The sequence below is a fragment of the Chryseobacterium sp. CBo1 genome (assembly GCF_001693475.1).
Classification (GTDB): Bacteria; Bacteroidota; Bacteroidia; order Flavobacteriales; family Weeksellaceae; genus Chryseobacterium; species Chryseobacterium formosense.
In genome coordinates this window covers 28926-53902 of sequence record NZ_MAUH01000006.1, presented here as the reverse complement: position 1 = coordinate 53902, position 24977 = coordinate 28926, and the positions used below count along the sequence as shown (strand labels likewise).

At 36.8% G+C, this 24977-nt stretch carries 16 protein-coding genes; 11 read left to right on the top strand and 5 right to left on the bottom strand.

Annotation, left to right across the window (positions count from 1 at the left end):
* Positions 1-2: 2 nt before the first annotated feature.
* Positions 3-704: a DUF6759 domain-containing protein gene (locus tag BA768_RS05520; protein ID WP_047479289.1), complete on the bottom strand. Its 702-nt coding sequence runs from the start codon at positions 702-704 to the stop codon at positions 3-5.
* Positions 705-852: 148 nt separating this feature from the next.
* Between BA768_RS05520 and tsf the strand changes: the two genes are divergently transcribed.
* From tsf to BA768_RS05470, 10 genes are all read left to right on the top strand, one after another.
* Positions 853-1677, top strand: a complete 825-nt coding sequence (gene tsf, locus BA768_RS05515) for a translation elongation factor Ts (protein ID WP_065720010.1) — start codon at positions 853-855, stop codon at positions 1675-1677.
* Positions 1678-1874: 197 nt separating this feature from the next.
* Positions 1875-5216 (top strand): gliding motility-associated C-terminal domain-containing protein, encoded by a 3342-nt coding sequence (locus BA768_RS05510; RefSeq protein WP_065720009.1) that lies wholly within the window; start codon positions 1875-1877, stop codon positions 5214-5216.
* Positions 5217-5295: 79 nt separating this feature from the next.
* Positions 5296-8400 (top strand): gliding motility-associated C-terminal domain-containing protein, encoded by a 3105-nt coding sequence (locus BA768_RS05505; protein WP_065720008.1) that lies wholly within the window; start codon positions 5296-5298, stop codon positions 8398-8400.
* Positions 8401-8537: 137 nt separating this feature from the next.
* The gene (locus BA768_RS05500; protein ID WP_065720007.1) at positions 8538-11378 is read left to right on the top strand and encodes a T9SS type B sorting domain-containing protein; all 2841 of its coding nucleotides are present in this window, start codon (positions 8538-8540) and stop codon (positions 11376-11378) included.
* Positions 11379-11492: 114 nt separating this feature from the next.
* On the top strand, positions 11493-14915 hold the full coding sequence (locus tag BA768_RS05495; protein WP_065720006.1) for a T9SS type B sorting domain-containing protein: 3423 nt from the start codon (positions 11493-11495) through the stop codon (positions 14913-14915).
* A gap of 122 nt (positions 14916-15037) precedes the next feature.
* A complete protein-coding gene (locus BA768_RS05490) occupies positions 15038-15826 on the top strand; it encodes a hypothetical protein (protein ID WP_034678954.1) in 789 nt (262 codons plus the stop codon).
* Between the two features lie 156 nt (positions 15827-15982).
* Complete coding sequence (locus BA768_RS05485) at positions 15983-16762, top strand: DUF6759 domain-containing protein (protein ID WP_034678952.1); 780 nt, start codon at positions 15983-15985, stop codon at positions 16760-16762.
* Positions 16763-16848: 86 nt separating this feature from the next.
* Positions 16849-17526, top strand: coding sequence for a tRNA (guanosine(46)-N7)-methyltransferase TrmB (gene trmB / locus BA768_RS05480; protein ID WP_065720005.1), 678 nt, complete (start codon positions 16849-16851; stop codon positions 17524-17526).
* Positions 17527-17629: 103 nt separating this feature from the next.
* The gene (locus tag BA768_RS05475) at positions 17630-18085 is read left to right on the top strand and encodes a DUF6759 domain-containing protein (protein WP_065720067.1); all 456 of its coding nucleotides are present in this window, start codon (positions 17630-17632) and stop codon (positions 18083-18085) included.
* 81 nt (positions 18086-18166) lie between these two features.
* Complete coding sequence (locus BA768_RS05470; protein WP_065720004.1) at positions 18167-18889, top strand: DUF6759 domain-containing protein; 723 nt, start codon at positions 18167-18169, stop codon at positions 18887-18889.
* A gap of 77 nt (positions 18890-18966) precedes the next feature.
* On the opposite strand, the gene rpsB is transcribed toward BA768_RS05470, so the two are convergent.
* From rpsB to BA768_RS05450, 4 genes are all read right to left on the bottom strand, one after another.
* Positions 18967-19728, bottom strand: coding sequence for a 30S ribosomal protein S2 (rpsB, locus tag BA768_RS05465; RefSeq protein ID WP_034678949.1), 762 nt, complete (start codon positions 19726-19728; stop codon positions 18967-18969).
* Between the two features lie 208 nt (positions 19729-19936).
* Positions 19937-20323 carry a 30S ribosomal protein S9 gene (gene rpsI / locus BA768_RS05460; protein WP_034678948.1) on the bottom strand — a complete coding sequence of 129 codons (387 nt, stop codon included), beginning with the start codon at positions 20321-20323 and terminating at the stop codon, positions 19937-19939.
* 7 nt (positions 20324-20330) lie between these two features.
* Positions 20331-20786, bottom strand: coding sequence for a 50S ribosomal protein L13 (gene rplM / locus BA768_RS05455; protein ID WP_034678947.1), 456 nt, complete (start codon positions 20784-20786; stop codon positions 20331-20333).
* Positions 20787-21017: 231 nt separating this feature from the next.
* A complete protein-coding gene (locus BA768_RS05450) occupies positions 21018-21350 on the bottom strand; it encodes a hypothetical protein (protein WP_065720003.1) in 333 nt (110 codons plus the stop codon).
* Positions 21351-21560: 210 nt separating this feature from the next.
* Here BA768_RS05450 and BA768_RS05445 point away from each other — a divergent pair, with 210 nt between their 5' ends.
* Complete coding sequence (locus tag BA768_RS05445; RefSeq protein ID WP_065720002.1) at positions 21561-24908, top strand: methylmalonyl-CoA mutase family protein; 3348 nt, start codon at positions 21561-21563, stop codon at positions 24906-24908.
* Positions 24909-24977 lie beyond the last annotated feature (69 nt).

Below are 24977 nucleotides of genomic sequence, written 5' to 3'. Positions count from 1 at the left end.
TTTTATTCAGCGACATTCAACTGAATTTCTATGTCTTTGTTTATTTTTTTCAGCGAAGAATATTTTGCATCGCAAACGGACGTCGTCACCACATAATCGCCTTTTTCAATCAAAACGAAATTATCTCCTTTTGCAGGAACATCGAGATTATAATATTTTTTACCGCTGATTTTTACGATAAGTCGGCATTTTGAAAGATTTTTGATGTTAACGTACGCTTCATTATTATTCGGGTCATTACTAAAAAGATGAGTAAGCAACGAGGCTGTCTTTTTTGCCTGCTCACTCGGCTCCGATTTTTTGCTTGAACTTCCCATTGATGCATATGTTACGGTACGTTCCGGCGTTGCTGCTTTTGCAGTGGATGCCAAATCTTTACCTTTATTCAGCTCGTTATTGCTGACAATTTTCTCAATTTTGTCTTTACTGATTGGTTTTATGGTCGGTTTGGCTTCAATAGAATTATCTGCCATAATGATGGTGACCAATTTTCTTTTAAGATCATTATTTTTTTCGTGTCCGGGGTTTTGCTTGATAAAACCCGCGATAATTCTTGGTTCGGAGCTTGCCATAGCTTCTTCCAATGTATAAATAATGACTACTTCTTTTTCTGCGACAGCTTTAGTCGCCTTGGCTTTTTTCTTCTTCTGAGCAAAGCCTATACTGAAAACGGAAAGGAATATGATTAGGAATATTTTTTTCATGTAGATAAAACCTTTTAAAAAATTATTAAATAAATACTATAACGTTAAAAGTCATTTTTTAGTTTATCATTAAAATCATTATCTTTGCACTGCTTAAAAATAAACTATTAAAGTTAATAATAATTTTAAATAAAAAATAATAAATATTATGTCTTATACACCAGCTGCTGCAGACGTAGCAAAATTAAGAAACCAAACAGGTGCAGGTATGATGGACTGCAAGAAAGCTCTAGTTGAAGCAGAAGGAGACTTCGAAAAAGCAGTTGATATCCTTAGAAAAAAAGGACAAAAAGTTGCAGCTAACAGAGCAGACAGAGAATCTTCTGAAGGTGCTGTAATCGCAAGAGTAAATGAAGATAACACTTTAGGTACTATTATCTCTTTAAACTGTGAGACTGACTTCGTTGCTAAAAACGAAGCGTTCATCGAGCTTGCTTACGAATTGGCTGAAATGGCTATTTTCGCTGCTACTAAAGAAGAATTATTGGCTACAGATTTCCACGGAATGACTGTTGCTGAGAAATTGATCGAGCAAACAGGTGTTATCGGTGAAAAAATCGAGATCGGTGCATTCGAAAGAATCGAAGGGCCATTCTTAGGAGCTTACATCCACGCTGGAAACAAAATCGCTGCCATTACTTCACTTTCTGCAAAAGTAGACGGTGCTGACGAAGCTGCTAAATCTGTTTCTATGCAGGCTGCTGCAATGAACCCGATCGCTCTTGACGAAACCAGAGTTTCTCAGGAAACTATCGATAAAGAATTAGAAATCGAAAGACATAAACTTACTGAAGAAGGTAAGCCTGCAAACATTATCGACAATATCCTGAAAGGTAAAATGCAGAGATTCTACAAAGACAATACTTTGGTACACCAGGATTTCATTAAAGACAGCTCTATTTCAGTTGCTGATTATGTGAAGTCTGTAAACGGAGATCTTAAAGTAACTGGATTTATCAGAGTGAGCTTGTAATCTTTTAGATTTTAAAATATTAATCCCGGTGAATTTTTCATCGGGATTTTTTTGTGGAATAGCGCAATTACAATATTAATACTATATGAAGTTTATTTTAAATTATTGAAATTTTATTAAATTATAATTAAATGTTAAAAATATTGCATAAAAAATTGATTATTAATACCTAAATTTGTCGCCCCTAAAACTGAGGCATGAAAAGACTTCTCCTAATTATTTGTACATTTTGGTGCTTAATCCTTAATGCTCAACTTGATAATGAACACTGGTTTGCACCGATGTCGGCTAAAGCCGGAACAAACGGACTTGAAGGATATTTATATTTATCTACTGACGAAACCGTTCCGTTTTCTGTACAGATCTTCAACAACAATACTTTGTACACAACCGTTCAGGTAAGCAAAAACAATCCTGCTCAGATTATTATACCCAATAATTTTTTAATTGCATCCTCTCAATCTCAATTGTTTACACCAAACAATATGGGATTAAATGTAAAAGGAACAAAAAAATTCTTTGCCAACTATAGATTTGCCATGCAAAACCATGCTGAAATCTTAACATCAAAAGGCGCTGCAGGATTAGGCACAACATTTTATGCAGGGGTTGCCCCTATTTCAGGATCTGAAGATCATATGAATGCAACCATCGGAGTAACTGCTACTGAAGATAATACTGTGGTAACAATTTCGGGTTATAATCCGGGCATCACTTTTTCTGACGGAGTTTCTTCTCCTACAAGAACATTTACGCTTAACAAAGGAAAATCTTATATCCTGGATGTAGTAAGTTCTTGGTCAAACATCAACAAAAACGGACTTGTAGGAGCGAAAATTGTTGCAACAAAAGCAATTTCTGTCACTAATGGAAACTTTAATGCAGCCTATACCTCTCTGAATCTTACAAACAATGATATTCTGATGGATCAGGCTGTACCTGTAGACCGTTTAGGAAAAGACTTTGTGGTGGTAAAAGGCAACGGAACGGTAACTTCCCAGATGGAAACCGCTTTGATCATCGCTACAGAAAACAACACTCAGATAACTTTTAACGGGTCAGGAACTACAACAACGCTTAACGAAGGACAATATTACATTGTACCGAGCGCAAGATATCAGCATCAGGGAAATGGCCATTACAATATGAATATTTCTTCAACGAAAAACATTTATGTATATCAATTATTGTCCGGTGCCACCAACGGAAATGAGTATGCTTCAGGAGGAATGAATTTCATACCGCCTTTAAGCTGTTTCATGCCAAATAAGATTGATGAGATAGGTTATATTAACCAGATCGGGGGTCAGAATTTTGCCACAAGATTAAATATCATTACTCAGGCGGGAGCAACAGTAACTTTGAACGGAACAAACATTGCGGCTGCAAACGGACCTTATCCGGTAACAGGAAATCCGAACTGGGTAAGCTACTCTATTCAGAATGTTACAGGAAACGTTACTTTGAATTCTACAAAAGCAATGACTGCAGGGATTGCAGCTGGAAGTGGCGCTGTAGGATATGGCGGTTATTTTGCAGGGTTTTCATCAGTTCCGGCAATTATAAAAATAGGAGACTGTTATGCAGGAATCCGACTTCAGGTAGACAACAATTATGATGGCTATCAATGGTTTCTGAACGGTGTAGCAATAACCGGAGCAACCACCTATTTTATCAACCCCGAGTTGTACGGAGCCGGAGCTTATACTTGTTCTGTAACAAAAAATAATTGTGAAACCAAGTTAACTACGGTCTATAATTACACTTTGTGTCCGCCGATTTCTACAACAACTTATACAATCGGATCTTGTAATACAAAAGTAATAACACCAGTTTTCACCAGTTCTACACAAACTATTGTTCCGTCGCTTACCACAATAATTTCTCAGCCAACTTCTGGTACTGCGACCGTAAACCCGACAGACGGACAGATTACCTACACGCCAAACCCAACAACGGTAAACACAACAGATACATTTATCTATTATATTCAGGGTAACGGAAATCCTTTTGCATTTGAATACTTTAAGATTATTATTAATACAGATGTTCTTCAGGCAAACAATGCTTCACTAAGTTCATGCAGCAATGCTTCAGGAAACGGAACTTACGATCTGACTACCGCAAATATTACTTCAGCAACAGGAACTACGATTACTTATTTTACCAATTCGAATTTAACCGGTCAAATACCTTTACCTACAAATTATACAGGGCCTGCAGGAATTATTTATGCCAATATTACTTCCGCTTATGGATGTACAAAAGTTGCTCAAATCACTTTAACGGTTACTCCATCCCCGAACATCAATACTTCAAACTACAATGCTGTTCTTTGTGATGATAATTTTGACGGAATCATTAATGTAAATTTTAATACGGTAACTCCTCAGATTGTAGCAAATTCAGGAAGCTTTACGGTAAGATATTATTTAAATCAGACTGACGCCAATGCAGGAAACGGCAACACGCTTCCAGTAAACTGGACTTACACAACAAACACAACAGTCTATGTAAGAGTTGACGGTTCAAGCTCTGTATGCCCTTCGTCTTTCGGACAGATCGATTTCAAAATTGGTAATAAAATAACTTTATTAACCACAAATGTTACAACCGAAATTTGTGACAATGATTTAAATGGTTCTCAGAATGTTAATTTAAACGACTATAAGAACCAATTTACTACAGATCCATCGGTGACATTGACTTTTCACTCAACATTAGCTGATGCTCAGGCTGGAATAAATACATTAGCTTCAAGCCAGACAATTACTTCACCTAAAACTTTCTACATAAGATTTACAAGTGGAAATGGCTGTCCGAATACTGCTACCTTAATTATTAGTTTAAAATCTCCTAAAAAATCTGATATTCTTAGAGACCAGATTATTTGTTCAGATGACAAAGCAGTCTTAAATGCAGGTGACGGGTTTACATCTTATTTATGGAGCACTGGTGCAATAACATCTACGATTACGGTCGGTGTAGGAACTTATTTTGTAGATCTTGAATTCAACGGTTGTGTTTACAGACAAACCGTAAATGTAACTGCAGCACAAGCTCCTACAATTACAAGTATTGTGGTAACGGGAACTACTGCTACGATAAATGTTTCAGGAGGCACAGCTCCTTATCAGTATTCTCTGAACGGATCCGACTATCAGAATTCAAACGTATTTTCCGGACTTACAAGAGGGCCTCACAAAGTATATGTGATCGGAAGAGATGGATGTCTTCCAGTCATTAAAGATTTCTTAATTTTAAATTTGATCAATACCATAACACCAAATGGTGACGGAAGAAATGATGTTTTAGATTATTCTGATTTAAAGATTAAAGATCAGGTAAATATCGAAGTAGCAGATCGCTATGGTGCAACAGTTTACAAATCTTCGAACAACAATTATAAATGGGATGGTAAACCCGGCGGAAGAAGTCTGCCAACAGGCACATATTGGTATATTATCAGATGGGTTGAGCCTGATACAAAATTACCAGTTTCACATTCTGGATGGCTATTAATTAAAAATAGAGAATAAATATTACAATTTATTTAAGATTTATTAACAATATATTAAATTTTATTTTAATTTTGTAGAAATCCTAATTCTATAATTTATGAAAAGATTTCTACTGAGCTTAGTATTAGTTTTTCTGACATTCGGTTCTCTTTTTGCACAAAGAGATACCGATCATTGGATTGCTCCCTTCTATGCATCTTCTTCTACCACCCAGTCTGTTTATCTGTCTACAGATTCTGTAACGCCTTTTGATGTTACAATTACCAGTAACAGTTCAACAGCTCCTGGAAATGTATTAGGAGTTGTTTCCATCAGCAAAGGAAATCCGCAAGTATTTACGGTTCCTTCAGCCAATGTTTCCGTAAATACTGCAGCAAATGCATTTAATGTAATTAATCGAGGCCTTTATCTTAAGGGGATCAAACCATTTTTTTGCACCTTAAGGTTGGTAAGCGGTACTGCACACGCGGAAATCTTAACCAGTAAAGGAAAAGCAGGTACAGGAAAAGAATTTTTTGTGGTGGCTACCCCATCTACTGCCACTTCTAGTAATTTCACGGCAGGGGTAATGGCGACTGAAGACAATACGGTCGTTACAACTAATTGGAATGCACCAGTTACATTTATAGGTGGTGCTCCTACAACGACAACCAATACTTTCACTTTAAATAAAGGAGAGTCTTTTGTATATGCGGGTATAGGCAATTCGAACATCAATAACTTTATTGGTGCAAAGATTGTAGCAAGCAAACCAATTGTATTAACCAACGGAAATGTGAATGGTAATTTCGGGAATGTGACAAGTGGAGGATCCGATATTATTTTAGACCAATCAGTACCGGTAGAAAGATTAGGAAGTACCTTCGCTATGGTAAGATCGCGATCTTCTTCTGCAGATATGGAAGGAGGTATTATTGTCGCTACAGAAAACAATACTCAGGTATTTCTGAACGGATCAGGTATTTCTGTTGCAACGCTTAACCAGGGTCAAATGTACAGAATATCAGGAAACGATTATGTAGCACAGGGTACATCCGGACATTACAACATGCTTGTTACCACTTCTAAAAATGTGTATTTATATCAATTGGTATCTATCTTAAATCAGAATGAAACAGGTGGGTTTAATTATATTCCGCCTTTGAACTGTTTCCTGCCTAGAAAAATTGACGAATTACCAAAAGTAGACGAAATGCCTACAGGAGCTGGTGGAGCAAGTGTTGTACCGATGAACACACAGAATATCAAATTAAACATCATTACAGAGGCGGGAGCTACCGTTACATACAGTGTTAACGGAGGACCTGCTACGACACCTACTGCTGCACAAGGCCCGTACACTCTCAATGGAAGTACAGCCTGGGTAACCTACGGATTGGAAAATATGTCGGGAACGATAACCATCCAATCTAATAAAGCTGTAACAGCGGGTATTAATGGAGGATATAGCACATCAGGTTATGGAGGATACTTTGCAGGATTCTCTTCTGTTCCGGTAATTGCCAAGCAGACAGGAGAATGTATTCCGGGAATCATTCTGGAGGTAGACGACAGCTACGATACCTATCAGTGGTTTTTAAATAACGCTCCAATTGCAGGAGCTACCAGCCACACGATAACGCCAACGGTTGCAGGTAACTATACTGTAAGAGTAACAATGGGAAGCTGCCCTCCGGTGACAACTCCTATTTACAAAGTATTTACTTGTTTAGGACAAACAACACAGAATATAAATATCTGTGGTACAAAAGCTATTGTACCTACTTTTACAAATTCTACGCAAACACCTGTACCAAGTACAGTATCAATTATCACTCAGCCTACAAACGGAACGGCAACCCTTAATCCTTCAACAGGAGTAATTACTTATGTTCCTAATGCTGGATACTTAGGACCAGATAAAATTGTATTTAAATTCTGTGGAAATGCCACTGAATTTGTAGACTGTGAGCAAGTAACACTTAACCTTAATGTGGTTCCTTTCGTACTAACGGACAGAACAATTAAAGCTTGTCAGTATGCAGGAAAAGGATATTTTGATTTAACAACAGCAAATGTTACAGACAACACAATTCCGACAACCAAAAAATTCTATCCTACTTTAGCTGATCTTAATGCAAATACAAATCAGATCACAGATCCTACCAATTATTTCTCAGGATTGGGATCAGTATATGTAAGAGTTCTTACAGCAGAAGGATGTGTAGGAAATGCTAAAATAACTTTAGACTTCCATCCTACTCCAGTGGTATACGAAGCTACCCTGACAGAATGTTTCTTGGAAAACAATGAAACTAAAGCTCTGTTTAACCTTACTACGGCGAACGTAACTACAGAATCTCCTATTACTCAAGAGTTCTATCCTACATTTACCGATGCAAGTAACGGAACCAATAAAATTCTGGGTGTAGATACTTATATTTCAGGAAACGGTGTTGTATATACTAGAGTATTTAATGCAAACGGATGTTATGCCATTGCTAAAATCAACTTAAAAGTGACTCCACCTAAGAGATCACCATTGTTGGTAGACAAATATATTTGTATTGATGACAGAACTACATTAGATGCAGGACCTGGTTATCAATCTTACCGTTGGAGCACAGGTGCAACTACACAATCTATACAGCAAGTACCGGTAGGAGAATACTGGGTAATACTTCAGGATTCGGGATGCCCTGTGAAACAATTTGTAAGTGTAAAGAAAGCACAGGATCCTGTAATCACTTCAATTGAAATCTCAAACAACACGGCGACCGTAATAGTAACCGGCGGAATTGCACCATACGAATTTGCTGTTGACGGAACAACAACATGGCAAGATTCGAATGTATTCACAAATCTATCAAGAGGGCAGCATACATTCTATGTGAGAGATTCTTTCGGATGTACGCCTATTTCTGTAGAGGTTACAGTACCGAATTTGGTAAATGCAATAACTCCGAACGGTGATAATGTAAACGACTATGTAGATTATAGAGAATTAGCATACAAAGAAAATCTTACCTTCGTTATCTATGACAGATATGGTAATAAGATTTTCACTGGTGATAAGCTTAATAACTTCAGATGGGACGGAACTCAATCCAATAAAAAAGTTGTTACCGGCACATACTGGTATCACATTACATGGAATGAGCCGGATTTAACCAAAACTCCAATCAAATACACCGGATGGATTTTAGTGAAGAACAGAGAATAAGAAAAAAATAATAGTAAATATGAGCCACAACTTAAATGTTGTGGCTTTTTGTTAATTATTTTTTAATTTTTTTTCATATTTTTTATAATACATTTAAATTATTCTATTATTTTTGTACAAATCCTAATTCTACGCTTATGAGAAAACTTTTACTCACTTTTTTATTACTTATCTTCAGCGGCAATTTTATTTTTGCCCAGAGAGATACAGAGCATTGGATAGCGCCGTACTATGAATCAACAACTGTTACCGCACAATCACTTTATCTTTCAACAGACTCCGTAACACCTTTTGTGGTAACTATTTACAGCAACAACGTTGCATTAGGAACAGTGACAATCAGCAAAGGAAGTCCACAAACATATATTGTTCCTTCCGCACGAATTGCGGTCAACACTGAATCGGAAGCTTTTACTGTAATTAATAAGGGATTATATATTAAAGCTGATAAACCTTTTTATTGTACGCTTAGAATGGTTAATTCAACTCAGCATGCTGAAGTAGTGACCAGTAAGGGTAAAGCAGGTATCGGCACACAGTTTTTTGTTGCCAGCACTCCGTCTACTCAGATTGCATCCAATAATTTCACTGCGGGAGTTTTAGCAACGGAAGACAATACAACAGTTACTGCGACATGGAGCGCTACTGCTGTTTTCACGTTTTTTGGAGCAACCCCGACAACAAATACGCATACCTTTGTTTTAAATAAAGGACAATCTTTTGTTTTTGCAGGGCCAATATCTGCTACGGTACCTTTTATGGGTGCAAAAATTGTTTCGAACAAGCCTATTACGCTAACTAATGGGAATGTGACTGCTAATTTTGGAACAAACACCGCTTCAGGGAGAGATATTATTTTAGACCAGTCTGTACCGACAAGCAGACTCGGAAATACTTTTGCAATGGTAAGAACGAGATCTACACTTCCAGATTTGGAAGGAGGGATTATAATCGCTACCGAAAACAATACGGAAGTATATTTAAATGGGGCTACAACTCCCGTAGCAACTTTAGCCCAAGGGCAATGGTACAGAATTTCCGGAAGCAGCTATATTACACAGCCGGGAGGATCACATGCTAATATGTTTATAAGCACTACAAAAAATGTTTATTTATATCAATTGGTTTCTGTAAATGATGATAGTGCAACTTGTGGCTTTAACTACATTCCACCTTTAAACTGTTTTTTACCAAGGAAAATTGATGAGATTGGTAAAGTGGGTGAAATGCCAACAGGAACTGCAGGAGCGAGTGTTGTACCAGCTAACACTGTTGTAAAATTAAATATTTTAACTGAAGTAGGTGCAACGGTTACTTACACCGTCAACGGTGGTGCACCAATTACACCAACGGCTGCACAAGGACCGTTCCAGCTGACAGGAAATACCAACTGGGTAACCTATGCCATACAACCGATTACCGGCAATATTGCTATACAATCTAACAAGGCGGTAACCGCTGGAATTAACGGAGGACATAGCACTTCAGGATACGGAGGATATTTCGCAGGGTTTTCTTCAATTCCACTTATTGCAAAAAAGACCGGAGAATGTATTCCGGGACTTGTACTGGAAGTAGATGACAGTTATGATACTTTTCAGTGGTTTAGAAATGGTATTGCTATCCCAGGTGCAAACAGTAATTCATACACTCCAACACAATCAGGAAATTATACAGTAACCATTACGGTAGGATCTTGCCTTCCGGAAACCACTCCTGTATTTAAAGTATTTACATGTTTAAATGAAACTACAGCTACAAAAACGGTATGTGAAGGTTATTTAAATATCGTTCCTGCATTTACATCGTCATCACAAACATTTACACCGGGAAGTGTACAGATTATCACTCCGCCGACAAACGGTACTGCAATAATCAATCCTACTACCGGAGTTATAGGATATACTCCAAACAATAATTTTGTGGGAACAGATACAATTGTTTATAAATTCTGTGGAAATGATCCTGAATTTGTAGATTGTGAACAAATTACATTAACTCTTACAGTAGCAGCAAGCCCTATAGTAACTAATGCTACATTAAGAACCTGCTTCCTTGAAAGTAATATTGCAACAGGTCAATTTGACTTAACAACTGCAATAGTGACTACACAGACCGGCGTAACAAAAACGTATTATCCATCATTGACTGATGCACATAATCAAACAAATGAAATTCTTCAGCCAAATCCGTATATTGCTCCGAATGGTGTTGTATATGTAAGAGTAAGCAATGCAAACGGATGTTACCGAGTAGCCGAAGTAACACTTATTGTACTTCCTCCGGTAAAATCTACGGTTTTAGAAGACAAAGTAATCTGTATTGAAGACAAAACAGTTTTAGACGCAGGACCAGGATTTGACGGATACGAATGGAGCACAGGAGATACCACACAAACGACTTCCAACATCGGCGTTGGAACATATTGGGTAAAATTGAAAACAGGAGATTGTATCACAAAACAAGAAGTAAAAGTTTATGCATCAGAGCAGCCTGTTATTACCAATGTTGAGGTTTCGAGTACAAGTATTACAGTTTCTGTAACAGGAGGTGTTGCACCATATGAATATTCAATAAACAATATCAACTGGCAGTCATCAAATGTATTTACAGATCTTCCGAGAGGTGATATTAAAGTTTACGTAAGAGACACATTCAATTGTGTTCCTATGGAAGTAAATATTACGATTCCTAACATTGTAAATGTAATTACTCCGAATTCTGATGGTGTAAATGATATTTTAGATTATTCAGCACTTGCCAACAAACCGAATTTGGTATTCAACATCTTTGACAGATACGGAAACAGAATTCACCAGGGTAATAAAGACAATGGTTATACATGGGATGGAACTACCAATGATAAGAAGAAAGTTTCTACAGGAAATTACTGGTACAACATCAGCTGGAATGAGAACAACAGAACTAAAACACCTATTAAATTCTCAGGCTGGATTTTAGTTAAAAACAGAGAATAATCATTACATAATTTAAATACAGTAAAAACCACGATATTAAATCGTGGTTTTTTGTTTATTTTTAAAACAATTAACGTATTTTATTATTAAATTTGTGAGAAAATCGAGTTCAAAATGAAGAAAATTCTATCTTTTTTTCTTATTTTTTATATATTCTCTATATCTTTTGCACAGCTGGACAGAGAACATTGGTTTGCGCCAATGGTAGATCGTACCGGAAATCCGAATCCGTATCAAAAACTTTACTTATCAACCAATCGTACTACCCCGTTTGCAGTAACTATTTACAACAATAATGTCGTAATCGGTACAGTTACAATCAGCAAAAACAATCCGCAAAAATTTGATGTTCTCAGAAATTACATAATCACAACTCAACAGACCGATCTTTTCACCCCTACAACAAAAGGGTTATATCTAAAAGCAGATTTTCCGTTTTATGCGAACTTAAGATTTTCAGTTTATAACCACGCAGAAATTATTACTTCAAAAGGTATTGCATCTACCGGCACAACTTTCCATGTTGCTACAGCGCCGGTTACGGTAAGCAATGCAATTCTGAATTTTATGACTAGTGTATTGGCAACTGAAGACAATACAACGGTAACGGTATCCGGCTATAAAACTGCCGTTCAGTTTTCTAATGGAACAACAGGAGCAACAAACCCTACCCTAACTTTTACATTAAATAAAGGTCAGTCATATATTATTGATGGGATCGGGGATATTGCAGGAAATTTTGACGGTTTTATTGGTGCTAAAATTACAGCCACAAAACCTGTAAATATTACCAATGGTAACTTCAATGGTCAATATGCCGGTAATAACCCTACAAGTTCTGATATTCTGATGGATCAGTCTATACCGGTAAATCAGCTTGGAAGCACTTTTGCTCTTGTAAAAGGTAACGGAAATATTGGCAGCAATATGGAAGGCGCATTGATTATTGCAACGCAGGACAATACTTTGGTCTACGTCAATGACGAAACAGCTCCAATCGCAACATTAAATACCGGACAATACTTTGTAGTTCCCGACACAAAATATAGATTGCAGGGGACGACAGGTCACTATAATCTCTATATTGTAACGAGTAAAAACGCATATGTCTATCAGCTTCTTGCAGGAGCCGCAAGTACAGGAAATGAAGTAGCAACCGGAGGTTTCAATTTTATTCCCGGCTTAAACTGTTATCTTCCTAAACAGATTAATGAAATAGGTTTAATTAATGAAAACTTTGTTCATACAAATAATAATCCTGCCGGAATACTTACAATTCCTACAAAACTAAATCTAATTACAGAACGTGGAGCTGCAGTTTTGGTTAATAATGCTCCACCTCCTGCGGGAACAGGACCTTTCGACATGACAGGGAATGTGAATTGGGTAACGTATGGAATTCCGAATACTACCGGAACAATCACTGTAACATCTACAAAAGCAATCACAGCGGGTATTACAGCAGGAAGTGACGCCGTCGGGTATGGCGGTTTTTTTGCCGGATTTCCCACTCAGCCTATTATCTTAAAATCAGGAGGAGATTGCGTTCCAGGGATTGTGCTTACTGTTGATCCTACCATTTATGAATCATATCAATGGTATGTTGGCGGTGTACTTATTACTGGCGCAACATCACCATCATATACTCCTACAGGATCTGGGAATTATACCTGTGCTGTTACGATGGGAACTTGTGCACCATTGATTACGGTACCTTTTAAAGTTTTAAACTGTACAAAACAATCTTCGGTATCTTATAATATTTGTGATATAAAAGTTATTACACCAGCGTTTACAACTTCTACACAAACACCGGTTGCATCAACCGTATCGATTACTACTGCTCCAACATTAGGAACAGCTACTGTAAATACTGCTACAGGAGTTATTACATACACCGCTACCAATCCGGCAGCAGGAGGAACAGATACTTTTGTTTATACATTTTGCGGAAATAACACTGAATTTCCGGATTGTGAAACAATAACCGTTACAATTAATATTCAGCCTGTTACAGTAAATAATGCAACTATAAATGCATGTAATGTAAATGGTTCAGGAACATTTGATCTTACAAGTGCCAATGTTACAACAAATTCACCGGTAACAATTACATACTACCCCTCTCTTGCAACTGCACAGAATGAAACACCGTCGGCATTAATCACCGTGCCAAATACATATCCTGCACCCAACGGAACGATTGTTTATGCGGTTGTGAAAAATAGCACAGGATGTAAAAATATTGCCCAGATTACTTTGAATCTTTATCCGTTAGCCATTGTTACACCGGTAAATATGGGTGTTCAGTGTGATGAAAATCTTGACGGTACCGTAAACATAGTTTTATCAGACATTACACAATTAATTTTAAATAACCCGGCCTATTTTACCAATGTAAGATACTATGCTCAGTTAACAGACGCAAACGCAGGAAATGCCAATACGCTTCCCAACAACTGGAGCTACACGGTTAATACAACAATTTATATCAGAGTAGATTCTCCAAATGGTTGTGCACCGGTAATTCAGCCGGTAAATTTCACGGTCGGATCGAAATTAACCTTAATAACGAAAACACTTACAACGACATTCTGTGATGACGATTTAGACGGAGTGAAACCAATGAATCTTTCCCAATTCTTAAATCAGTTCACAACAGATCCTCTCGTAACGGCAAGCTATCATGCAACATTGGCAGATGCTCAGAATGATGTTGCTCCCATAAGCGCTGCCGTAACTCTTACAGGTGTGCATACTTACTATGTCCGATTTGAAAAGAGCGGATTCTGTCCGGATGTAGCAACAATAAATGTTACTTTAAAAGTTCCAAAAAAATCAGATATTCTGAAAGATCAGTTTATTTGTCCGGATACGGCGACTAATCTCGATGCAGGTTCAGGTTTTGACGCTTATCTTTGGAGTACCGGTGCTACAACACCTGCAATCTCAAATGTCACTGTCGGAAATTATTGGGTAGACCTTACTTTCGATGGCTGTACATACAGACAATTTGTAAATGTTTCCCAATCTACATTACCGGTTATCAATTCAATAGAAATAAACGGAACAACCGTAATAATTGGTGTAACCGGTGGAACCCCGGCGTATGAATATTCAATTGACGGGTTCAACTGGCAAAGTTCAAATACATTCACCAATTTAAGCATAGGAACATATACCGTTTACGTAAGAGATTCTTTAGCGTGTGATATTGTAAAAGAAAATTTTGTGATCATTAAACTGATCAATACGATCACACCAAACGGAGACGGAAGAAATGACGAAATCGATTATTCTTCATTAATGAACAAAGAAAATCTTGAATTCCGAATTTTCGACAGATATGGTGCTGAAGTATTCCGTGGTACACCAACCAACAAATTTACCTGGGATGGCAACATGAAAGGAAGACCTGTACCAACGGCAACATACTGGTATTTCCTGAGCTGGACAGAACTCGGAAATATCACAACCGTAAAGTATTCGAGCTGGCTTCTGGTAAAACACAGAAATGATAATTTATGGGATAAATAAATTCAAATAAATTTCTATAACATTCATTAACAGTTTAATCTAAAGTTTAATATAACTTTAACCACCTATTGGCTCATCCTGCATGAAAATTGACGTAATTCTTATGTAATTTTGCACAACATATGAAGAAACTTATACTAGTAATGCTGTTGGTTTTTGCAGTTAAAATTAATGCGCAGATTTTTTCGGGAGAGGTATTTTTAAGAGACAATTCATCATTGTATCTTAATCAGGTGTATGTCACCAATCTTACAACCCTGAAAACTGTTCTTACCACATACAACGGAGATTTCAACATCAACGCTGAGCCGGGCGATGTGATTCGTTTCACGTCTATTGTTACAGAAAGAAAAGATGTAAAGCTGACTCCTCAAATGTTCAACTCTAAAAATCTGGTTGAATTAAAGATTGCTTATCACGATATTCAGGAAGTGGTCATCAGCAGATTCCGTCCTACAGGAAATCTAAGATATGATGTGAATTCCCTTCGCAAAGAAGATAAGGCTTTAGCCCTGAAAAAAGTAATCGGTCTTCCCGAGCCCAAAGGTGACGGAACTTCTCCTCAGCTTCCGGTGGCCGGGTTGAGAGACGGAGGTCTCACTTTCAGCATTGAAAGTATTTTTGATATTCTTTCGGGAGAACGCAAGAAAAAACAGAGATTGGTTGCTTATGAAAGAATGAGCAATTCTGTTACCCAAGTCAAAAATTATTTAGGAAAAGAATACTTTACAAGATTTAAGATTCCGGAAAACCTTATCGACAATTTCCTACAGTTTGTTTATACATCAGAAAATATCGATGTTTATATACAAAGTGGAAATATTGAAGCGGTAAAGATTCCGATCGAAAAATACCTGCCGATCTATCAGCGAAGACTGAAAAATTCTCATCTTCAGGAAATTGTAAATTAATCTGATGAGTTTGAAGCTCTAAACCATTAATTAAATTAAATCTTAATAATTCAGGCAATATATTCTTTCAAATTTTGTTTAATTTTAATGAACCTAATCATTCATTAAACTTCATCAATATTGAGAAACGCACTGCACACCATAAAATATTATTCAATGAAAAAGTTAGTTTTACTTTTTACTACTTTATTATTTGTTTCTTTTTCAGCTCAAAAAAAGGGTAAAGACTACAGCGAGATCCTTAAAAGCAAAAATATTTACGAGATCAATGCTTTCCTGAGAGATGCTCATCCCGATGATCCCCGAAGATCTGTTCTAAAGCCAAGAGTAATGGACATGATGAAAGAATACATTAAAACGGCACCTCCCGGAGACAGAAAAGTAAAAGAGATGCAGGAAAATCTGGCAAGACTGAGAAGAGGTCCTTCAACGAAAATTTCTTTTGAAGAGATGAACGCCATGATCAAGCAGAAACAAATCCTGAAATACCAGAAGCAGTTGCAGGTGGGCCAGTCTGCTGTTGTTTATACACCAAGTACTGCGCAGAATGTCTATGTTACCAATACGACTGCGACAAAAAACACAAAAGTGATTGCAGATACCGAAGCATCGGAATTCAATATGCTGATGGGAGAAAACTCAACAGAGCATAAAAATAAAACCGTGAAGATCCTGAATTCATTATTCGACAACGATCCGAATGCAAAAGAATGTATCGTCATGATCGAAAACAGATCAGACTGCAACATCATTGTAAGGATTGAAGGAGTCGGAAATACCAAATACAGACTTCCTGTTCCTGCACATGGCGATAATTCGATTGTTGTACAAAAAGGAGATTATCTTTTATCCAGTATTGTTTGCGGCGCTCAGTACGCTTCACAAAAAACCATTCAGAAACCTATGATGGTGGCTTTAGGCAGCTCTGCAAAATAATTTGAAATTCAAAATAGTAACCTTGCATTTTAAAAGCTTGAATGCTGCATAATTTTCGTAATTTTGCAGACTTTCATACATAGTTCATGGGCAAAAACAAATTAAGAAGATTCGCAGAGAACAGAATATTACCCAACGTCATTCAGCCAACCAGAGATGAAGCTCTCGAAGGTTTTAAACTTAAAGGAAACTGGAGAAAAGATTTCTTTAAAAACGAACAGCCGATCGTTTTGGAATTAGGTTGTGGTAAAGGAGAATATACAGTAGGGCTTGCAAAAACCTTTACAGATAAAAATTTTATCGGAATTGACATCAAAGGTGCAAGATTCTGGTTTGGAGCTAAAGAAGCAGTAGAAAACGGAATGAAGAATGTTGCATTCTTACGATCACAAATCGAGCTTGTAGATTATTTTTTTGCCGAAAATGAAGTCGATGAAATCTGGATTACCTTTCCCGATCCTCAGATCAAATTCAAGCGTACAAAACATAGATTAACACATCCCGATTTTCTTGAAAGATATAAAAGATTTCTAAAACCGGGCGGCATTGTACATTTAAAAACAGATTCAGAATTTTTACATGGCTATACGCTAGGTTATTTGCAGGGTGCCGGATACGAAATCATTTCTGCTCATCACGATATTTACGGAGCTCTGGAATACGATCCGAATACACCACATTTAAGAGATATCAGAACGCATTATGAAGAGCTGTTTTCTGCTAAAGGAAAAACGATTACTTATATTAAATTTAAAATTAATTAAATTTCAAAATAAGAAAAGGTTGTACATAATACAGCCTTTTTTAATGCAATAAAGTGAGCATTTCCGAGTTTTATTTATGACTAAATTCAAGCTAAATTTTAATATGAAAAAACATTTTCTTCTTATCATTCTTATCCTCTCATTTCTGAATAGCTGCGGAAGCACAAATCATAATACGAAGCCAACTCCAAAAAATACATTTCCTAAAAACTCAAACACCGGAACAAAAACAAATCCTGCATCAACAACCGAGCAAGAATATCAGGCTTTATTAAAAATATATAAGCCGGAAACGGCAGATGTTGTGAATGACCTGCTGAACAGCTCATCAAACAATACCAAAACATCAGTATCGGTAGAAAATAAGTCCAGATGCAATATGGTTCTTACGATAAGCGGAAACAATTATTTCAAAAAAATTCCGATTGCGGCAGGTAAGATTGGGTACGCTATGGTTCCAAAAAATCAGAATTACAGTTTGTCGGCAATGGTTTGCAATTCAAAATATCAGAAAACAAAATTTATTGCAAATTCTTACAGCATCATGTTGTCTAACTAAATGATTTAAAATTAATTGCTTACATTTGCAATCCTATAATTTCTGAACAAAATTCAGAACAAATTACTAAAACACAATTCGATGAAGAAAAATACTTTCGCTTTTTTCTTCTTCAGTCTTATCGTTTCATCCTGCGCAAGTAATACTGCAGACGGAGGTGATGTTCTCAGAAGTACAGACATCAGTAAGATTGAAGAATATCTTGTAAAAGCACATCCTCAAGATCCTAAACGAGGAATTCTAAAACAGCGAATCATTGCGCTGAAAAATACAGAATGGACAAAAGGTGCAAAAAATGCAAAACCCATGGAAGCAAGACCCGTTTTTATGGAACTTCCCGATCTTTCGATTAATAAAAGAAATAATGAAGTCAATCAGGAGGTTTTCAGAAAACTGATGACTGAAACTTCGGATGAACATAAAGAAAAAACCAGAAAGCTTCTCAATAATATGTTTAATGAAGATATTAATCATAACGAAGCGATTGTTTTGCTGAAAAATAATTCAGACTGCAACTTGGTTTTAGAAATATCCGGAAAGAAGTTTTATAATCTGGCGGTTCCCGCGAAAGGCGAAAATTTTATCGTCCTGAATAAAGATTCTTACATTTTTTCGGGAAATGTCTGTGATGTAAAATATAAGAGTTCTAAAGATATTAGTAAAAGTATGGTTGTTGTTTTACAAAATCCGGGACTTCCATCGATCAATGAAAAAGATCTGCTTGCTCAAAACAATTCTGGAAAAGCACCAAAAAACACAAAAACAAAGCCTACATCAACAGCAAAAAGAAAGAAGAAAAAATAGATAACCATTCAGTTTCAGAACAACAAAAAACCGCCAAATTACTTTAGCGGTTTTTGTATTTTAAAGAAAATCTTTAATTATTCAGCATCGAAATCAGCATCTTTATCAGCAGACACTACTTCTCCTTCTTCTTTAGATTTTTCTTTATCAGCTTTTCTCTGAGACTGACCTTCTTTGATAGAATCTGAAACTACATTCAAGATCATATCGATAGATTTAGAAGCATCATCGTTTCCTGGGATAACGAAGTCTACTTTTCTTGGGTCAGAGTTTGTATCAACAATACCGAAAACTGGAATACCTAATTTCTTAGCTTCAGTTACAGCGATGTGCTCTCTCATGATATCTACAACGAAGATTGCAGAAGGAAGACGCACCATGTCAGAGATAGAACCTAAGTTTTTCTCTAAGTTAGCTCTTTGTCTGTCTACCTGTAATCTTTCTTTTTTAGATAAAGTTTCGAACGTACCGTCTTTTTTCATTTTGTCGATAGCGTTCATTTTCTTTACAGCTTTTCTGATCGTAACGAAGTTTGTTAACATACCTCCCGGCCATCTTTCTGTAATATAAGGCATATTAAGTTCAGCAGCGTGCTTAGCAACCACCTCTTTCGCTTGCTTCTTAGTAGCTACGAAAAGAACTTTTTTACCTGCAGAAGTTAATTTTTCTAAAGCGTTACAAGCTTCATCCAATTTAACTGCTGTTTTATGTAAGTCTACAATGTGAATACCGTTTTTCTCCATAAAAATGTATGGAGCCATATTTGGATTCCACTTTCTAGTCATGTGACCGAAGTGTACACCAGCCTCTAGAAGGTCTTTTACATTTGCTTTTGCCATGTTTTCTGTTTTTGTTAGTTTACTTTCCGTTTTTTAAACAATCAACAACTTCTTTAGATGGGAGAAGCGTTTGGATGCTAAACGTAACGGGCAATTGGCGGTTTGCTTTTTGCTTGTGGCAATTGGCTTTTCGCCGAGATTAAGTTTAAAAAAAATTTTAATAAATTCCTGAAGCCAATAGCTAAAAGCCATTCGCCACCAGCAAATCTTAACGTTTTGAGAATTGGAATCTCTTTCTTGCTTTTTTCTGACCTGGTTTCTTTCTTTCCACCATTCTTGCATCTCTTGTAAGTAAACCTGCAGGCTTCAATGCTAATCTGAATTCAGCATTAATTTCGCAAAGCGCTCTAGAAATACCTAATCTGATAGCTTCTGCCTGACCTGTATTACCACCACCGAAAACATTTACGGTAACATCGTACTGACCAACAGTTTCAGAAAGGATGAACGGCTGGTTCAATTTGTAAACCATCACGTCTGTAGAGAAATAAGTTGCAGCATCTTTACCGTTTACTGTAATGTTACCAGTTCCTGGCTTTACATAAACTCTAGCTACAGAAGTTTTTCTTCTTCCGATTTTGTGAACTATAGACATAAATTAATTATTTAAATTCGTTAACATTAATTGTTTTAGGCTGTTGAGCTTCATGTTTGTGCTCAGTTCCTTCATAAAGATAAAGGTTCTTCAATAAAGCAGATCCTAATCTGTTTTTAGGCAACATACCTTTTACAGATTTTTCCAATACTTTTAAAGAATCTTTCTTCTGAAGTTCAGCTGCAGTCATAGACTTCTGTCCACCAGGATAACCTGTATGCCAGATATAAGTCTTATCGTTCCACTTGTTTCCAGAAAGAGTTACTTTCCCAGCATTCAAAACAATAACGTTATCACCACAATCTACGTGAGGTGTAAAGTTTGCTTTGTGCTTACCTCTCAAAATCTTTGCAACCGTAGAAGCTAGTCTTCCCAACGGTTGTCCTTCAGCGTCTACCACAACCCATTCTTTATTAGCAGTAGCTTTGTTCGCTGAAACAGTTTTGTAACTTAATGTATTCACACGTTTTAGTTAAAGATTAAACATAATTTTCCCTTAAAAGGGTGTGCAAAGGTACACATATTTTTCTAATCTGAAAATATATTTTGAATTAAAGTATTGAAAATAGTGATATTAAGCAAGTTATCACATCTGAAGAAATCAAAACCTCAACTTTTGTAAAGTCGAAAAACGATAAATAAAATCTGAAAATTGAAAATCTTTAGTTTAAAGATTGAATATTGAGAATAATTTTTAATTGCGTAAAGATTTACTCCCTCGGAAACTTGCTATTAAATAATAAGCCACAAAAACAGTAGAAAACTTCAAAATAGACGGAATTGCCAGTTCAAGATTGAAAATAACAGCACCTACCGCAACCAGAAGAGCCATTACTCCAAATGAAGAACCCATTTTCTGAACAAGAGAAAATTTAGGATTATCGAGAAAATACGCCATTCCCCAAGCAAGTCCGAAAGCGATTGCATAATATATTTCCAGACCGATATGTTCACCATCTATAAACAGATAATTGATTAAAAAACTCAATACCGTCCCCAATGCAAAATAGATTAACGCTCTTTTCATTCCTAAAATTCTATGTGCAAAAATAAAAATTTAATTCCGAAAAACTCAAAATGAAAGAATAACCTTGCAAACACCTGAACGAATGTTAGTTCAGGTACAAAAATCATACTGACAAAACATACAAAGCTTTAAAAATCAATTAAATAAATACAAATCAGCGGTTCTTATTTTATTATTATATTTGGAAATTCAGAAATTTTCTAGTTTTTTATGGAAACCCAAAAATATACTCCAACAAATAAAGTAAGAATCGTAACAGCTGCATCGTTATTCGACGGTCATGATGCTGCGATTAATATCATGCGTCGTGTCATTCAGGGAACGGGATGCGAAGTTATCCACCTTGGTCACGACAAATCCGCTGAAGAAGTGGTGAACACTGCTATTCAGGAAGATGCCAACGCGATTGCATTAACTTCATATCAAGGTGGTCACAACGAATATTTTAAATACATTTACGATCTTTTAAGAGAAAAAAACTCTCCACAAATCAAAATTTTCGGCGGCGGCGGTGGTGTAATTCTGCCTGAAGAAATCGAAGACATCATGTCTTACGGAATCGACAGAATTTATTCTCCGGACGACGGCCGTGAGCTTGGCTTACAGGGAATGATCGACGATCTGGTAAAAAGATCAGATTTCGCTACAGGAAAAGACGTGACTGCTGAAGATTTGGATAACATCAGTTTCGAAAACTCGACCAGCATTGCTAAAATAATTTCTGCCGTTGAGAACTTCTCAGAAGAAAAACCGGATTTGGTAAAGGCAATTGACGAAAAATCAAAAGATTTAAATATCCCGATCATCGGTATCACGGGTACAGGTGGAGCCGGAAAATCTTCTTTGACAGACGAATTGGTAAGACGTTTCTTACGTTCCAATACAGATAAAAAAATTGCGATCATCTCGATTGACCCTTCGAAAAAGAAAACCGGAGGTGCATTGTTGGGAGACAGAATTCGTATGAACGCGATCAATGATCCACGAGTTTATATGCGTTCGATGGCGACGAGAGAAAACAACGTTTCTGTTTCGCCTTTCATTCATTCAGCGTTGAATGTGTTGAAATTAGCTCATCCTGATGTAATTATTCTGGAAACTTCGGGTATCGGACAATCAGGTTCGGAAGTTTCAGATTTTGCAGATGTTTCCATGTACGTAATGACTCCTGAATATGGAGCTTCAACACAGTTGGAAAAAATTGACATGTTGGATTACGCAGATTTAGTTGCCTTAAATAAATCTGACAAACGAGGTGCTTTAGATGCCCTTCAAGCGGTTAGAAAGCAGTTCCAGAGAAACCATTTGCTGTGGGAACAGCCATTGGATGAAATGCCTGTTTATGCAACAAAAGCATCTCAGTTCAATGACCACGGAACAACCGAATTATATAATAGACTAGTTTCTAAAGTCAATGATAAATTTGCTGATTTAAACTTACAAGGTTTTGTTGAGCAGGAAATTACAGACGAAGTGACGATTATTCCTCCAAAAAGAGTTCGTTATTTATCTGAAATTGTTGAGAACAACAGAATTTATGATGCAAACATCGAAAAACAAGCTGAGCTTGCAAGAAAAATGTATCATATTGAAGGCGTTAGAAATTTCCTTTCCAACGAAACTTTAGACGCTGAATATCAAAAGGCAGAGAAAGAACTTCAACAGGAAAATATCGACTTCCTAAAAACTTGGGATGATACGAAAAAGGCTTTCCATGAAGAATTTTACTCCTATTTCGTAAGAGGAAAAGAAATTAAAGTTGAAACCTCAACAGAATCTTTATCTCATTTAAGAATTCCAAAAATCGCTTTACCAAAATATAACGATTGGGGTGATTTAATTAAATGGAAAGGTCAGGAAAATCTTCCGGGAGGATTTCCTTACACCGCCGGAATTTATCCTTTTAAAAGAACAGGAGAAGACCCAACAAGAATGTTCGCCGGAGAAGGCGGACCGGAAAGAACCAACAGAAGATTCCACTACGTTTCTGCGGAAATGGATGCAAAACGTTTGTCTACAGCGTTTGACTCTGTGACGTTATACGGACAGGATCCTGCCCTACCACCGGATATTTATGGTAAGATCGGAAATGCGGGAGTTTCTATCGCAACATTAGATGATGCGAAAAAATTGTATTCCGGATTTGATTTGGTGAATGTAATGACTTCAGTTTCAATGACGATCAACGGACCTGCGCCGATGTTGCTGGCTTTCTTTATGAATGCGGCGATTGATCAGAATGTTGAAAAATATATTGCTGAACATAAGCTTGAAGCTAATGTTGAGAAAGCTTTAAAAGCAAAATTCGACGACAAAGGTTTAGAAAGACCAAAATATAACGGAGAATTGCCTCCTTCCAATAATGGTTTAGGATTAAAATTATTAGGCTTAACGGGAGATGAAGTGATTCCTGCTGAGGCTTATGCTGAAATTAAGGCTAAAACAATCGCGACCGTTCGTGGAACGGTTCAGGCTGATATTTTAAAAGAAGATCAGGCTCAAAATACTTGTATTTTCTCTACTGAATTTGCCCTAAGATTAATGGGTGACGTTCAGGAATATTTTATCACAGAAAAAGTAAGAAACTTCTATTCTGTTTCTATTTCTGGTTATCACATTGCAGAAGCGGGTGCGAATCCGGTTTCTCAGTTGGCATTTACCTTAGCAAATGGTTTCACGTATGTTGAATATTATTTGTCAAGAGGAATGGACATCAATGATTTTGCACCAAACCTATCTTTTTTCTTTTCCAACGGTATCGACCCTGAATATTCAGTGATCGGACGTGTGGCGAGAAGAATCTGGGCAAAAGCCATGAAACTGAAATATGGTGCGGATGAAAGAAGCCAGATGTTGAAATACCATATCCAAACTTCAGGACGTTCGCTTCACGCTCAGGAAATTGATTTTAACGATATCAGAACGACGCTTCAGGCGCTTTATGCCATCTATGATAACTGTAATTCACTCCACACAAACGCTTATGACGAGGCAATTACAACTCCGACTGAGCAGTCTGTAAGAAGAGCGATGGCGATTCAGTTGATTATTAATAAAGAATTAGGTTTAGCGAAAAACGAAAATCCGCTTCAAGGTTCATTTATTATTGAAGAATTGACGGATCTTGTGGAAGAAGCTGTTTATGCAGAATTCGACAGAATTACAGAAAGAGGTGGTGTTTTGGGCGCAATGGAAACGATGTATCAACGTTCAAAAATTCAGGAAGAATCAATGCATTACGAATGGCTGAAACATACCGGAGAATATCCGATTATCGGAGTGAATACTTTCTTAGGAAAAGACGGTTCACCAACAGTTCGTCCGGGAGAAGTGATCCGTTCGACTGAGGAAGAAAAGCAGTTCCAGATCGAAATGCTTCATAATTTCCAACAGGCTAATGAAGATAAGTCCGAAGCCGCTTTGAAAACATTACAACACGCTGCCATCAATCAGCAGAATTTATTTAATGTCATGATGGATGCCGTGAAATATTGCTCTCTTGGGCAGATTACCAATGCTTTGTTTGAAGTAGGCGGTAAATACAGAAGAAATATGTAGTCCGGCCCGTGTAGGGCAAACGATTTTTGACTACAAACTGTTTCAAAAATTATAAATTAAAACCTCAAG